At 59.3% G+C, this 14,696-nt stretch carries 8 protein-coding genes and 1 pseudogene; 5 read left to right on the top strand and 4 right to left on the bottom strand.

Translation table 11 applies throughout. From position 1 onward, the window contains the following. Window positions 1-13: 13 nt before the first annotated feature. Window positions 14-763, bottom strand: coding sequence for an rRNA pseudouridine synthase (locus tag HY011_11475; GenBank protein MBI3423548.1), 750 nt, complete (start codon window positions 761-763; stop codon window positions 14-16). A 426-nt stretch (window positions 764-1,189) separates the two neighbouring features. Between HY011_11475 and HY011_11470 the strand changes: the two genes are divergently transcribed. Continuing rightward, on the top strand, window positions 1,190-2,800 hold the full coding sequence (locus HY011_11470; protein ID MBI3423547.1) for an OmpA family protein: 1,611 nt from the start codon (window positions 1,190-1,192) through the stop codon (window positions 2,798-2,800). 432 nt (window positions 2,801-3,232) lie between these two features. Here HY011_11470 and HY011_11465 read toward each other — a convergent pair whose 3' ends face one another. Continuing rightward, entirely contained in the window at window positions 3,233-6,226 is a 2,994-nt protein-coding gene (locus HY011_11465) for a hypothetical protein (GenBank protein MBI3423546.1), read from the bottom strand. 127 nt (window positions 6,227-6,353) lie between these two features. Between HY011_11465 and HY011_11460 the strand changes: the two genes are divergently transcribed. Both HY011_11460 and HY011_11455 read left to right on the top strand, forming a co-directional pair. Further along, entirely contained in the window at window positions 6,354-6,716 is a 363-nt protein-coding gene (locus tag HY011_11460) for a hypothetical protein (protein MBI3423545.1), read from the top strand. 104 nt (window positions 6,717-6,820) lie between these two features. Then, the gene (locus tag HY011_11455) at window positions 6,821-7,156 is read left to right on the top strand and encodes a hypothetical protein (GenBank protein ID MBI3423544.1); all 336 of its coding nucleotides are present in this window, start codon (window positions 6,821-6,823) and stop codon (window positions 7,154-7,156) included. Between the two features lie 15 nt (window positions 7,157-7,171). Here the strand turns inward: HY011_11455 and HY011_11450 are convergent. Then, window positions 7,172-8,570 (bottom strand): annotated as a pseudogene (locus HY011_11450) (DUF1501 domain-containing protein). Between the two features lie 500 nt (window positions 8,571-9,070). Here HY011_11450 and HY011_11445 point away from each other — a divergent pair. Further along, entirely contained in the window at window positions 9,071-13,078 is a 4,008-nt protein-coding gene (locus tag HY011_11445) for an amino acid adenylation domain-containing protein (GenBank protein ID MBI3423543.1), read from the top strand. Between the two features lie 15 nt (window positions 13,079-13,093). Here HY011_11445 and HY011_11440 read toward each other — a convergent pair whose 3' ends face one another. Continuing rightward, entirely contained in the window at window positions 13,094-13,822 is a 729-nt protein-coding gene (locus tag HY011_11440) for a Uma2 family endonuclease (protein ID MBI3423542.1), read from the bottom strand. A gap of 97 nt (window positions 13,823-13,919) precedes the next feature. Here HY011_11440 and HY011_11435 point away from each other — a divergent pair, with 97 nt between their 5' ends. Further along, window positions 13,920-14,693, top strand: coding sequence for a glucose 1-dehydrogenase (locus HY011_11435; GenBank protein MBI3423541.1), 774 nt, complete (start codon window positions 13,920-13,922; stop codon window positions 14,691-14,693). The last annotated feature ends 3 nt before the right edge of the window (window positions 14,694-14,696 follow it).

The following is a 14,696-nucleotide window of genomic DNA, read 5'->3' as shown; positions in this document are numbered from 1 at the left end:
TTTTTCGCAGCCCTCAATCCAGTCTTTCCCAATCGGCTAAAAACCGCCACTGCCCTTCCGGCAAATTTCCCAGGCGCAGGTTGCCGATGCGCACACGCTTTAATCCCAACACACGCAAGCCGACCAATTCGCACATGCGGCGAATCTGGCGCTTGCGGCCTTCGGTCAGCACGATGCGCAATTGCTCGTTGTTGAGCAAATCCACTTTGGCCGGTTTGAGCGGCTTGTCATCCAGCGACAGCCCGTGCCGCAACAGCTTCAGCCGCGCTTCGTCCAAATAACCGCCGCCCACGCGCACGATGTATTCCTTTTCCAGCTTGCCCTCAGCGCCGATGACCAGCTTGGCAATGCGTCCATCCTGAGTGAACAGCAGCAGCCCCTGCGAATCAATGTCCAGGCGGCCCGCCACCGCCAAGCCGCGCAGGTGTTCCGGCTTGAGCTTTGGCCCGCCTGCGCCGGATTGATTGATGAATTGATTGACCGCCGTGAGCAACGTGATCGCCGGCGTGTAGCCCGGTTCCGGCTGGGCCGAGACAACGCCGATGGGTTTGTTGAGCAGAATCGTGACGAGTTGGCGTTGTTGCTGAACGGCCCGCGCCGCCAATTCGATGCGCACATCGGGCGCGACCTTGGTGCCAAGTTGGTTGACGACGACGCCATTGACCTTGACCAGGCCTTGTTCGATATAGCTGTCCGCTTCGCGGCGCGAACAGAGGCCGCGTTGCGCCATTAGTTTAGATAGTCGTAGCAATTCTTCAGTCATTCATCTCCATCCGGCTCTATCTGCGTATTGCGCTGAGAAGGCAGCTTTAACCAATTCCCGCTTGCGGCTGTCTGGCAGTAGAACAGTTGTGCACAAATACAGAACGGTGCGCTTTTTTTTGCCGCAATCAGGCGTGCTGCCGAATGGCGTTAAATCTATCTGGCAGGCGCTTGAGCGTCAAATTACGGTGTGGACTGCCGCTTGCTCACTGCTTTTGGGTAAGAAGATTTGCGATTGACTCGCGAACATTTGAGCTGGGGCAATCAGCAATTTTTGCGAGCTTGATCTAATTCGATAGTGCCTGGTGCCAACTAATGCTGCCTGCTCGTAAACGCGGCGAACAATCGCCGTTTTGATAAAGCTCATGGATCAAGCTCGCGCACAATGCGAATGAAACCAGTCCACCAGAAACAAAGGAGAAACACGATGCTAACCAAGGTTATAAAACGCTGCGGAGGCGCAAGTCTATGGGCCGCGCTGTTGATGGGCAGCGCCGTACTGGCGCGCGCGCAAGAACAGGTGCAAATCGAAAGACAGGTCACCGCTACCCGTTCGGCCCTCGCTATTATCTATCCTGAAGGTTCCGGCAGCATCAGCGTCAAATTCAAAGGGACTGAGCGGCTGCCAAAATCTTCCGGCGAGGCCAAGGTGCAACGCAAAAAGGGCATGACTGAAATCGAGATCGAACTTGATGAAATGAAACCTGCCACCTTCTTTGGCGGCGATTACGCGACTTATGTCCTCTGGGTCGTCTCACCCGAAGGGCACACCGATAACGTCGGCGAATTCATCTTGCAAGGCAATCGTAGCAAACTGAACGTCTCGACGCCGCTGGATACGTTCGGGATGTTTGTCACCGCCGAGCCGCATTTCCTGATGGATGTGCCCAGCCGCTTCATCGTGCTCGAAAACACGCGGCCCAAGCACAACATCACGGGCCGCATGCTGGATGTCTCGAATATCAAATATCACGGCTATGACGGCATTTATAACGCGACGCAGGAGACGCTGGAAAATGACCGCGAAGTGAAAGGCGAAACGCGCTCTGACGTGCGCCAGGCGAAAGTTTCGCTGATGCTGGCGGAACGCGCCCAGGCCGATAAATTCGCGGCGGATGATTACGCCAAGGCCAAAGACTCTTTCCAAAAAGTCGCCGAGGCTGCGGAAGCGAATGTGGACAAACGCATTCTGATGACGATGGGGCACGAAACCGTCCGGCTCGCCGTGGCTGCTGAGAAATTGGCGAAAGAGCGCTCCATGCAAGCCGCGCTGGATGCTGAACGCGCGTCGCGCCAGCAGGAAATCTCGAGCTTGAAAATCTCGATTGAAAAAGCCGAATCCGATACTGAACGCGCGCGTTTGCAGGCCAAACAAAAAGAACTGGATTTAGAGATGGAACAGGCCGCGCGCAAACGCGCGCAAGATCAGGCCGATCTGGCGGCCCGCCGGGCGGCTGAGGCCGAAGAACAAGCGCGCCGTGCCCAATTGCAATCTGACGAAGCCAAACGGCTGGCGGCGGCGGCGCAAGATGAAAAGTTGAAAGCCCAGTTGCAAGCCGGCGCGGCGCAAAGCGAAGCCGAAAAAGCGAAGCAAGAACGTGACGCCGCGCGCCAACGCATGCGCGATGCCTTGAGCGTGGTGGTGGAAACGCGCGAAACCGCGCGCGGCCTGATTGTCAACCTGCCTGACATCCTGTTCGAGTTCGGCAAATCGTCGCTCAAACCGGAAGCACGCGAAAAACTCTCGAAAGTCTGCGGCATCCTGCTCGTCGCCCAGGGCTACGATCTGAGTATCGAAGGCCACACCGACAACATTGGCAGTGAGGAATTCAATCAGAAGCTGTCGGAACAGCGCGCCGGTTCGGTGCAAAGTTATTTGTCTTCCTGCGGGCTGCCGCAAAATCAACTGACCAGCATGGGGTTCGGCAAGTCGCAACCGGTGGCCTCAAATGACACCGCCGCTGGCCGTCAGCAGAACCGCCGCGTCGAGATCGTCATCAAAGATAAACTTACGGTTGGCACGTTGAAGGGGCAATAAATGCCGACTTGATTTTTCCTCTGCAACCAAACGAAAAGGCCGCCCGTTGGCACTGCCACGGGTGGCCTTTTCGTTTAGTGGCAGGCTATTAGATCGGTTTTCACATCGGTGGATGGGAAAAGTTGCGCAGCAGGACAGTACCGCGCGCGTGAGCAAGCGGAGCCTGGGCGGTTCAGCCAACGGCGTAAACTTGACGCGCCGCTTGCTCACGCGCGCGGTACTGTCCCGGCCCAACGCGCTCCCGTAAACACAATTGCAAACCGGTCTAAGTGCTCGCAAAAGCCGCCGGTGCTGTATGGCCGCAGCGTCTTCTCAGTTACTCAGTTGCCAGCTACCTAAATGGAACAGACAGAACCGGATTGGTTGGTTCTTTTCCGTGTGTTCAGTTATTTCCGTCTGTTCCGTATTCTCTTCTCTGCCTCCGCTGTCACCTCATTGATCCGGCGCCAGCTTGGCTAGCTCCGTTTTGATCTCCGTCAATTGCCGTTTCAAAACCCCGAAATACTGAATCGCGCTGCGCCCGACTTTGCGGTCCGCCGCGCCCGCCATGCGCGAGAGGCTGCTGAGTTGATCAATCAGCATCGGTTGCGGATAAGTGCCGCCCGCCGTGACCAGGCGCGCGCGCAAGGCTTGCAGTTGCGCCGTCAACGCCGCGTCTTTGTTCTCGCGCAAGCTGGTATCCAGCTTTTGCACCGTCTTGCGCGCATCGCTGAGCGTGTCACGCACGTTCACCAGCAAGTTGAACTGTTCGCGCAGGTCAAGCAGCGTTACGCCGTCTTTCGCCAAGCGCGGATCAAGTTCGACCGTCAGCGCCTGCATCTTGCTCCATCCCTCTGCCGACAATCGCAGGGTGAATTTGCCCGGCACGACCAGCGGCCCGCCGCCATCAACGCGCAAATCCCAAACATAGCGATTCAAACCCATGCGCTTCGTCAAAGGCCGCGCCGCGAAGCCGCCGAAACCAGGGCCGCGCATTTCTTCATCACCGCTTGTCGGCACCGGGCGTTCCGTTTGCGCGGGCACGGCCGCATTGCTGGACACCGTGCGCACGACTTTGCCGAGAGCGTTCAACACTTCCAGTTTCAATTCGCCAGCCGGGGCTTCGGCCAACACATAATCAAGCTGCGCGCCCGGCGGTGGATATTCCGGCGCGGCGGCAGAACGTCCGGCACCACCAGCATAGCGCGTCCGGTAAGCCATGCGTGGTTGCAGCAGTTGCGTCGCCACCGTCTCACCAAGCTGATGCAGCGGGGTCACGTTATCCAAAATCCAGAACGCGCGGCCCATCGTCGAGAGCACCAAATCTTTGCGCTGCACACGAATGTCAGTGACGGGCGTTACCGGCAAATTCAATTGAAAGGGCTGCCATTGCTGGCCATTATCGAAGGAGACGAACATGCCGAATTCGGTGCCCGCGTATAGCAAGCCCGCGCGGTCGGGGTCTTCGCGCACCACGCGCGTCGGATAGTCATTCGGGATGCCGTTCTTACCATCGGTCAGCCGCGTCCACGTCGCACCGTAATCATTCGTCGCGTAGATGTAAGGCTGCCAGTCGTTGAGCAGATAGCGATAGACCGCGATGTAGGCCGCGCCTTTGCGATGCGGCGAAGGTTCGATGTTTTGCACGCGCCCACCCGGCGGCAGATCTTTGGGCGTGACGCGCTTCCAGGTTTTGCCGTTGTCGCGCGAGACGCTGACCGGCCCGTCATTCGCACCCGCCCACAGCACGCCCGGTTCCAGCGTGGATTCGCGAAAGGCGTAAATCGTCGAATAAACCTCTTCGCCCGTGATGTCGCGCGTGATCGGTTCGCCGCTGATGACCTGCTTGTCCGGCTCATTCGCCGTCAGGTCGGGACTGATGACCTGCCAAGTCACGCCTTCATCCAACGACCGATGCACGACGTGCGAGCAGTGATAAAGCACGCGCGGATTGAAAGGTGAAATCTCCATCGGCGAGACACGTTGAAAGCGATAGAGAATGTCTTTGGGGTTGTGGCCATAGCGGTTTTGCGGATGCACCCAGTAACTGGCCGTCTGCCCGGTGGCAAAATTGGTGCGGTAAAACTCGCCTTTGCAGACGCCGTAAACAATTTGCGGATTGAGCGGGCTGGGCATAATCGGCCCCGTCTCGCAACCCGGCCCCGTCTTCCAAAGCTGAATCGGATCATCGGGCCTGTCCATCGTCGGCGGAAGGCTCGGCACAATCAGCGTCGTGTTGTCCTGCTGCGCGCCATAAACCAGATAGGGGAACTGATTGTCCAATGCGACCTGATAAATCTCCGCCGTCGGTTGGTTGTAAATGCTCGACCACGAACGCCCGCCGTTGAGCGTGACATTCGCGCCGCCATCATTCGATTGAATAAAAATCTCCGGGTTGTCGGGATTGATCCACATCCCCTGATTGTCACCGTGCGGCGTGGGCATGGGGCGAAACGATTTGCCGCCGTCGGTGGATTTATAAAAGCCGAGGTTGTTGACGTAAACGACATCGGCGTTCTTCGGGTCGGCGTCAATGTAGGTGTAGTAAAAGGGCCGCGCGATCAGGCCCGCTTGCTTATTGATCAGCGTCCAACTCGCGCCCGCATCATCCGAACGATAGACGCCGCCCGCGCCTTCCGACGCTTCCAGCACCGCGTAAACCCGCTGCGGATTTGAGGCGCTGAGGCTGACACCGACTTTGCCAATCAGCCCTGGCGGCAAGCCTTTGCTCAGGTGCGTCCACGTCTCGCCGCCATCGGTGCTTTTATAAATGCCGCACTCCGCAGCCGGGCCGCCGCTGACAATCGTCCACGGTTTGCGCACGGCTTGCCAGGCGCCCGCATACAATTCATGCGGACTGGCCGGATTCAATGCCAGCGCCACCACGCCGGTGCGGTCGTTGATAAACAGCACCTTGCGCCAGGTCTTCCCGCCATCCGTGGTTTTGAAGACGCCGCGCTCCGCATTCGCGCCAAACGGCTGGCCCAGCGCCGCGACAAATGCCACGTTGGCATCGCGCGGATCAACTTCGATTGCGCCGATCTGCCCGACTTCGCGCAAGCCCACGTGCGTCCAGGTCTTGCCCGCATCGGCGGATTTATAAACGCCTTTGCCCAGAATCACATTGCTGCGAATGGCCGCGCTGCCCGTGCCGGCATACACGATATTCGCATCGGATTCGGCCACGGCCAGGGCGCCAATCGAACCCGTCGCAAAGAAGCCATCCGAGACGTTCGCCCAACTGCCGCCCGCATCGGTCGTCTTCCAGACGCCGCCGCCGGTCGCACCCAGATAAAACGTGTGCGGCTGTTTGCGCACACCGGCCAGCGCCGTCACACGCCCGCCGCGCGCTGGGCCGATGGAACGATAACGCAAGCCGTTGAACAACTGCGGATCAACCGGCAGCTTGACGGCGCGCGAACGCCAGGCGGGTACAGCCAACAACATCCCCAACAGGCCGACGCCCAATAACCAGTTGCGAAACGAAATAGACATACGGAAAATCTCCTTGAAAATGTCGTGAGCCACCGCTAGGCTGGCCGCGCAAAACGTTTAGGAAAGAGAGTAACGGGCAATGTCAACCGTCACCGCCGAAAAGATCCTCCAACAAATCGAGCAGTTGCCGCCAGGCGAACAAGCCAGGTTCGACCAATTGCTGGCCGCACGCCGCGCCGGACAACCTCCAGCGTCGCCAAAACCACCGCGCGATAAACGCCTGCCCGCCCAGCCGCTGAAAGACCGGACGCGCGAATTGCAATGGCTCGCCGCACATCAGCACGAATACGCCGGGCAGTGGGTAGCGCTCGCAGGCGACCGGTTGATCGCGGCCAGTCCGAACCGGCTGGAAATCAGCGCCGCCATCAAAGCCGCAGGCGTTGAACTGCCGCTCATTCATCGCATCGCCGCACCTGATGAGCCTTTGCCAATGGGCCTTTGAATTATGAAACAACTCAGCTTCGCCGAAGAGTTCCGCTACCTGAACGACCTCGATGGCATTCCCATCCGCGTCGTAACGACCTCGATGGCATTCCCATCCGCGTCGTGTTGACTTACGCCGGCCAAACCATTGAGGTCACAGCCAAAGTAGACTCAGGCGCTGCCGTCTGCTTTTTCAGTCACGAAGATGGTCTGGATTTGGGCATCCCCATTGAAACAGGCGTTCCCGTGAGGCTTAGCGGTTTGACCGGCATGCTCGAAGCTTTCGGCCACGAAGTCACCTTGCAAACCGGCGAGTTGGTTTTCCAAAGCATCGTTTACTTTGCCAAATATCCCGGCGTGCAACGCAATCTACTCGGACGGCGCGGCTGGCTGCGCAACCTGCGGCTCGCCATCATTGACTACGACCAAGTGCTTTACCTGAGCGCCTATGATTCGTAACGCCGCTGCGCGCCCTCAAGCAAGCAGGTCGTGAATGACATTGCCGGCCACATCCGTCAGCCGAAAATCGCGCCCGCTGTATTGATACGTCAGCCGCGTATGGTCAATCCCCAACAAGTGCAGAATGGTAGCGTGCATATCATGCACGTGCACCGGCTTGTCCACCACCTTGAAGCCGAAGTCATCGGTCGCGCCGTAAATCAATCCGCCTTTGACGCCGCCGCCCGCCAGCCACATCGTGAACGCAAACGGGTCGTGATCGCGACCGTTTTGGATGCTGGCGCCGCCGCCTGTTTCCACCACCGGTGTGCGCCCGAATTCGGAGCCGCAGACGACCAGCGTGTCGTCAAAGAGGCCGCGTGATTTGAGGTCTTTGATGACGGCGGCAAACGGTTGATCGGAGTCTTTGGCATTCTTGCGATGCTGTTGCATGTCGGTATGCGCGTCCCAGGGGTCGCCTTTGGCGTAATAGACCTGCACCATGCGCACGCCGCGTTCGATCAACCGCACCGCCAGCAAACAGCCGCGCGCCGTGCTGCCGGGGCCGTAAAGCTTCAACGTCGCGGGCGTTTCTTTGCGCAGATCAAAGACCTCCGGCGCTTCCGTTTGCATGCGAAAGGCCGTTCCCATGCTTTGAATCGTCGCTTCGAGTTGCGGGTCATTGGTTTTCTCACGCTCCATTTGCATGCGGTTGAGCCGCGTCAGCAGGTCGAGTTCGCGGCGTTGTTCGGGCAAGGTAAATTTTTGATTGCGGATGTGAGAGATCAATTTTTGCGGATCGAAGTCCGGTTCTACCAACAACTCCGCCGTTTGTTTCGCGCCCGGCTTGTCGGCAATAAACGTGCCCTGATGAACCGCCGGCAAAAAGGCATTGTTCCACAGCGGCGGGCCAACCGTCGTCGGCACATCAGGACACAGCACGACAAAACCCGGCAGGTTTTTATTCTCCGTGCCCAAGCCATACGTCAGCTACGCGCCCAGCGAAGGACGCCCCGCCTGACTAAAGCCCGTATTCATCATCAACATCGAAGGCTCGTGATTCGGAATGTCCGTATGCACTGAACGCACCCAACAAATGCTGTCCGTCAACTCGCCGACGTTGGGGAATAACTCGCTGACCTCCATGCCGCATTGGCCGTATTTTTTGAACGTAAACGGCGAGCGTAGCAACGCGCCCGTCTTGCGTTCGGTCGCAATCGTGCCGCCGGGCAGCGGCTGGCCGTGATATTTGTCGAGCATGGGTTTGGGATCGAAGCTGTCCACCTGCGAAAGCCCGCCATTCATAAACAGGAAAATAACGTGCTTGGCGCGCGGCGTGATGTACCCCGCCTTTCGGCCACCTGGCGGATTGCACGGCAGCGCTTGTTTGCGCGTGCGCCAGCGATTCGCCGACCATTCCGGCAACCGCCATCATCCCGAATCCACCGCCCATTTGGCAGAGCGCCTCGCGCCGTGTGAGCGGTCTGGGTGCTTTGTGTGTCATGGTGCCTTCCTTATACTGATGCCAATGAACTGCTTCCTGACTCCTGATCCCCGAGTCCTGTTGAGCAGCAGATTGTTGGGTTAGCAGGAACCAGGAATCGGGAATCGGCGAACTTTAGATCAGATTGCAATTGGGTATTCGGGCAAGTGCGCCGTGTCAGTAGCCCGCGCGTCAGCAAGGGCTGGCGTGGCCGTTGGCGCAAAGGGTTCGGTTGCCCAGACGCAGCCCTTGCTGACGCGCGGGCTACTGACGCACGCGCCAGGCTTTTGCCATACACCGAAGTGAAATCTAGGCTAGCGATGCTTCACCATCCAAGAGAAAGCTTTTGCCACCGCCTGCTTGACCGCAAGCACGCCGCCGCGTACCGTCTTGTCCGCTGTAAAGGCAGCAACCACATCACGCGATCCCAACAACAAGGTACCCAAATCACCATGAGCCAGGTCGCTCAACTTGAGTTGAACTGTGCGGCGCAACAGACTGACGCCGCTCCCATTTTCCTACACCAATTTTTTGAACAGGCCGCCGCGCGTTGGCCAAATCGCCCAGCCTTGGAAATCCCGCCGGGCCTGGGACGCCCCGCGCGCCGCAATCTGACGTATGCCGAACTCAATCAACAGGCTGAGACGCTCGCCGCGTTTCTCAACCGTTTTGTCACGGGCGAAAGCACTGTCGCCATCCTGCTGCCGCGCGGCAGCGAATTTCTCTACAGCAGCCAGTTGGCCACGCTCAAGGCGGGCGCGGCTTATACCTGCATTGATCGCGCTTTCCCCGACGAACAGGTGCGCGACATCCTGACCGATTCCGATGCCGTCGCCTTGCTGACCAATCAGGCGGGCGTTGCGCGCGCGCGGCTGGCGAACCTGCTGCCGGGCCGCGTATTCGATGTTGCCGAGTTGTTGGCACAGGCGCGCGAACTGCCTGCGCCCGCGCCGCCCGCGTGGCTTACGCCCGAAAGTCTGGCCTACATCATTTACACCTCCGGCACGACGGGCCGCCCCAAAGGCGTGATGATCGAACATCGCGGTATCGTCAATTTGGTTGATTACGACATCAATGAATTCAAGCTGACGCCGGATGACCGCGTCTCACAAAACTCTTCGCCCTCTTACGACTCTTCGGTGGAAGAAGCCTGGTTCGCCTGGGCCGTGGGCGCGGCCTTGGTCGTGATGGATGAAGAGACCGCGCGGCTGGGGCCGGATTTGCTGCCGTGGCTGCAACGCGAACGCATCACCGTGCTGTGCCCGCCGCCGACGATGTTGCGCACGCTGGGTCACGCTGCGCCCGAAAAACAACTGCCCGACTTGCGGCTGCTCTATGTCGGCGGCGAAGTCTTGCCGCAGGATTTGGCGGATCGTTGGGCTGAAGGGCGACGTTTTGAAAACGGCTACGGGCCAACCGAATGCACGGTGACGGCGACGCACACCACTATTCAACCGGGCGCGCCGATCACGATTGGCCGCCCTGTGCGCGGCATTGAAGCCTGGGTGCTCAATGACAAACTCGAAGAAGTCCCCGACGGACAATCCGGCGAATTGTGTTTGAGCGGCATCGGGCTGGCGCGCGGCTATCGCCATCGTCCCGAATTGACGGCGCAGAAATTCCCCACGCATCCGCGCCTGGGGCGCATTTATCGCACCGGCGATCTGGTCGAACGTGCGCCTGACGGCAACCTGATCTTTCACGGACGCATTGACGCCCAGGTCAAGCTGCGCGGCTATCGCATCGAACTCGAAGCCATCGAAGCGCGCCTGGCCGAATGCGCGGGCGTGCGCGAAGCCGCCTGCTGCGTGCAAGGCACGGGCGCGCAACAAGCGCTGGTGGCATTTGTCGTGCCGGAACAAGAGCACACGCCCGACTTTGAAGCGTTGAAAGAAGCGTTGCGCGCGGTGCTGCCAACTTACATGGTGCCGCACCGTTTCGCCGTGTTGGACGCGATTCCGACCACGGTCAGCGGCAAGACGGATCGCAAGGCGCTGCCTGTGCTCGAAGCGCAAGAACGCGCGCGAGCCGCCATCGCGCCGCGCAACGAATTGGAAACACGGCTGGCGGCCGCCGTCCGCGAAGTCTTGCAACTGAGCGATGCCGTTTCTATCGAAGACGATTTCTTCAACGTGTTGGGCGGTGATTCGCTGCACGCGGCGATGCTGGTCTCGCGGCTGCGCGATGATCCGCTGACGGCGTTTGTGGACACGCGCGATCTTTATGAAGCGCGCACCATCGCCGAACTCGCCAAACGCGCGCACGACGAAGCCGAGTTCGCGCAAATCCCCATTGCTGACAGCGCCCGGCCTATGGGCAAGCCCGTGCTGGCGACGTTTGTACAAACGCTCTGGCTGTTGGCCGAATTGGTGGTGGGCGCTTCGGCAGCCTATTTCATCGCCTTCGACGCCTTGCCGTTTTTGCTGCACCGGCTGGGCGTGATTCCGTTTTTCCTGCTCTCGCCGGTGCTCTTCTTTGCGACCTTGTTGCTTTACACGCCGCTGGCTATCGGGTTTGCCGTGCTGGTCAAACGCGTTTTGATCGGGCGTTACGAAGCAATCAGTGCGCCCGCGTGGAGCGGTTTTTATGTGCGCAACTGGATGGTGCAGCAGGCTGTGCGCGTCATCCCATGGACGTTGTTAGAAGGCACGGTTTTTCAAATCTATGCGCTGCGGGCGTTGGGCGCGCGCATCGGCGAACGTGTGCACATTCATCGCGGCGTCAATCTGACCGAAGGCGGCTGGGATTTGCTCGACATCGGCGACGACGTGACGCTCAGCCAGGATGCGCATCTGCGCTTGGTTGATTTGGAAGACGGCCAGATTGTCATCGGCCCCATCACGCTCGGCGCGGGCAGCACGCTCGAAATCCGTGCGGGCGTCGGCCAGCACACTGTGCTCGAACCCGCAGCCTATCTGACTTCGCTGTCGTCGCTGGCAAATGGCGGGCGTATTCCGCGCGGCGAAAAGTGGGACGGCATCCCCGCCCAGCACGCGGGGACAGCGCCGCTACGTCCGACCTTGCCACCAAATCAAGCGGACCTTTCGCCGTTGGCGCACGGGATTGCGTTGCTGATCGCGCGTCTGACGCTGGCTGCGGTGATCGCGGTGCCGCTGGAATTGCCCTTTGTGATTCTGGCCGAAGTGTATGGCTTCGACGCCGAGGCCGCGCTGGATTGGCTGTCGTTGCCATCGTTTGATGCGCGCGTGTTGCTGCTCTCGTTGCTCTGTGTCGTCTTGCCCGTGCCCGGCGCATTAGTGCTCGAAGCGCTGGCCGAACGCGCCTTGGGCCGCGTGCCGACGGGCGTCATCAGCCGTTGGAGCCTGGCGTACATTCGCGTCTGGCTGAAAACGGAGTTGGTGCAATCGGCCAGCAATTGGCTGAGCGGCACGCTCTTTTGGCCGGTCTGGTTGCGGCTGGCTGGCATGCGCATCGGGCGCGGTTGCGAAATCAGCACGATCACAGACGTTGTGCCCGAACACATCGAAATCGGCCCGGAGACCTTCTTTGCCGATGGCATTTATCTGAGCGGCCCGGTTATTCAGCGTGGCACCGTCACGCTGAAACAAACGCGGCTGAGCCAGAACACCTTCCTCGGCAATCACGTCGTCATTCCTTCCGGCCAGCAACTGCCCGAAGACATCTTGATTGGCGTCAGCAGCGTCGCGGATGATGAAGTCATTCGCCCCGGCAGTTCGTGGTTCGGCCATCCGCTCTTTGAATTGCCGCGCCGCGAAGTCATCGAAGTTGACCGCAGCCTGACGCACGATCCTTCGCTCATCCGCTACATCAACCGCGTCTTTTGGGAACTGTTGCGTTTCGGCGTCCCCGTCGTGCCGGTGCTGATCTTGCCGCTTTGGTATCGGCTACTGATGGTCGCTGAAAAACTGGTCTCACGCCCCGTTTTTCGTTTGGCGGCCGTCCCGCTGGCGAGCCTGGGGACGGCGGGCCTTTTCTGTGTCTTTGTGCTGTTGCTCAAATGGTTGCTGCTCGCGCGCGTGCAGCCCGGCGTGCATCCGCTCTGGTCGTGTTGGTGCAGCCGCTGGGATTTCCTGTATGTAGCTTGGGCCTTTCTCGCCAGCCCGTTGCTAGCGCCGCTCGAAGGCACGTTGTGGCTGGCGTGGTACTTGCGCGCGATGGGCATGCACATCGGGCGCGGTGTTTTGATGGGGCGCGGCTTCACGCACGTCGTTGATCCCGACATGCTGCATTTCGAGGACGGCGCGACCGTGAGTTGCCAGTTCCAGGCGCACACCTTTGAAGATCGCGTGCTGAAAATTGATCACGTCTGGCTACGCCCGCACAGCACCGTGTCGCACAACGCCGTGTTGCTGTATGGCGCGGACATCGGCGCTTACACACAGGTCGCCGCGCACAGCGTCGTGATGAAGCGCGAGAGTTTGCTGCCCAAACGTTTTTATGCGGGTTGTCCGACACGTCCAATGGCGCGGGAAAATTAGACAAAAGACTGGTGACTACTTCGCGGCACGTTTCTTGGCGGGTTTGCGTTTGAGGCGGGCGAGTTCGGCGCGCAACTTTTCGACTTCGGTTTCGGCAGTGTGAGCGCGCTCTTCACCAGTCGGAATCAATTTGCCGGTGGCGTCGCACCAGCGCAACCAAGTGTCAGGCTGAGCTTCAAAAACACCGCGCCACAGCGTCAGGCCCAAGCCGAGTTCGGGCAACTGGTTGTCTTCGCGCAAGCGGTAGCGTTTGCCGAAGCCGATTTCATAAACGCGCAGCACGTCTTTGCTCAACTGCTGCTCAGGGTCATAAACCACATAATAGGTCACGCCCATACGCGCGTAGTCCTTGAGCTTGCCGGTCAGTTCGCCGCCCTTGCGGTTGGATACGATTTCGATGACGGCTTCGGGGACTTTGCCGAACTCCCAGACGAAGTAGGAGCGATGCGCTTTGGCGTACCAGTTCTTATGCGGTTGCACATCCAGACTGAGAAAGAAATCCGGCACGAGCGGCGGTTCGTGCAAGGCGAAAAAAACACCGACGTTCACATCGGCCAGAAATTTGCGGCGCTGTTTCGGCTTTTCTTCGTTGGGCTGCGGCGTCCACGAAGCATAAAGCGTGCGCGCCAGCAACCGTTGCTGTTTGGCTGAAAATAGATTGTCCACCGGTTCATCGTCCTCCGTGACAATAGTTTCGAGGATGTCTTGATAATCGTAAGATTGCTGTGCAAGTGCGTGTGCCATTGTGGCTGTCCTCATTGATTTGATTCCATCAGCAGTGATAACAATGCCGCTGGCAGTGTAAACCAACTCCTAAAGGTAACGAAAGGTATCATCCAAAATGCGCTTACAAAACAAAGTCGCCCTCATCACCGGCGCCAGTGGCGGCATTGGCCGCGAAACAGCGCTGCTCTTTGCGCGTGAAGGCGCCGCTGTCGTGTGCGTTGACGTCAACGATGCCGAAGGCGCGGAAACCGTCAGACTGATTCAAGCGGCGCGCGGCAATGCGGCCTACATCCACGCCGATGTGTCACAAGCCGCCGACTGCGCCCGCATGGTCGAATTTGCCGAAAGCGAATTCGGCCAACTCAACATTCTGTTCAACAACGCCGGCATCATGCATCACAGCGATGACAACGCCGTCACCACCGAAGAATCCATCTGGGATTTGACGATGAACATCAACGCCAAGGGCGTCTTTCTGGGCTGCAAATTCGGCATCCCGGCGCTGCGGCGCGCAGGTGGCGGTTCGATCATCAATACGGCTTCCTTTGTCGCGGTGTTGGGCGCGGCCACACCGCAGGTCGCTTACACCGCCAGCAAAGGCGCGGTGCTCGCGCTGACGCGCGAATTGGCCGTCATCCACGCGCGCGAAAACATCCGCGTCAATGCGCTCTGCCCGGGGCCGCTGCGCACCGAATTGCTGATGAGCTATCTGAATACGGATGAAAAGAAGCAGCGGCGGCTGGTGCACATTCCGATGGGACGCTTTGGCGAAGCGAAGGAGATTGCTTACGCCGCGCTCTATCTGGCATCGGATGAGTCGTCGTATGTGACGGGCACGGACTTTTTGGTGGATGGCGGCATCACGGCGGCGTATGTCACGCCGGAATAACCA

Source organism: Acidobacteriota bacterium (genome assembly GCA_016196035.1).
GTDB lineage: Bacteria > Acidobacteriota > Blastocatellia > RBC074 > RBC074 > JACPYM01.
Note: the sequence above shows the minus strand (reverse complement) of the source record. Positions and strands in the feature narration are given on the sequence as shown.

Excerpts from the sequence above, each read along its gene's own strand:
- HY011_11475 (MBI3423548.1), bottom strand. The coding sequence starts at position 763 with ATGACTGAAGAATTGCTACGACTATCTAAACTAATGGCGCAACGCGGC.
- HY011_11470 (MBI3423547.1), top strand. The coding sequence starts at position 1,190 with ATGCTAACCAAGGTTATAAAACGCTGCGGAGGCGCAAGTCTATGGGCC.
- HY011_11465 (MBI3423546.1), bottom strand. The coding sequence starts at position 6,226 with ATGTTGTTGGCTGTACCCGCCTGGCGTTCGCGCGCCGTCAAGCTGCCG.
- HY011_11460 (MBI3423545.1), top strand. The coding sequence starts at position 6,354 with ATGTCAACCGTCACCGCCGAAAAGATCCTCCAACAAATCGAGCAGTTG.
- HY011_11445 (MBI3423543.1), top strand. The coding sequence starts at position 9,071 with ATGAGCCAGGTCGCTCAACTTGAGTTGAACTGTGCGGCGCAACAGACT.
- HY011_11440 (MBI3423542.1), bottom strand. The coding sequence starts at position 13,822 with ATGGCACACGCACTTGCACAGCAATCTTACGATTATCAAGACATCCTC.
- HY011_11435 (MBI3423541.1), top strand. The coding sequence starts at position 13,920 with ATGCGCTTACAAAACAAAGTCGCCCTCATCACCGGCGCCAGTGGCGGC.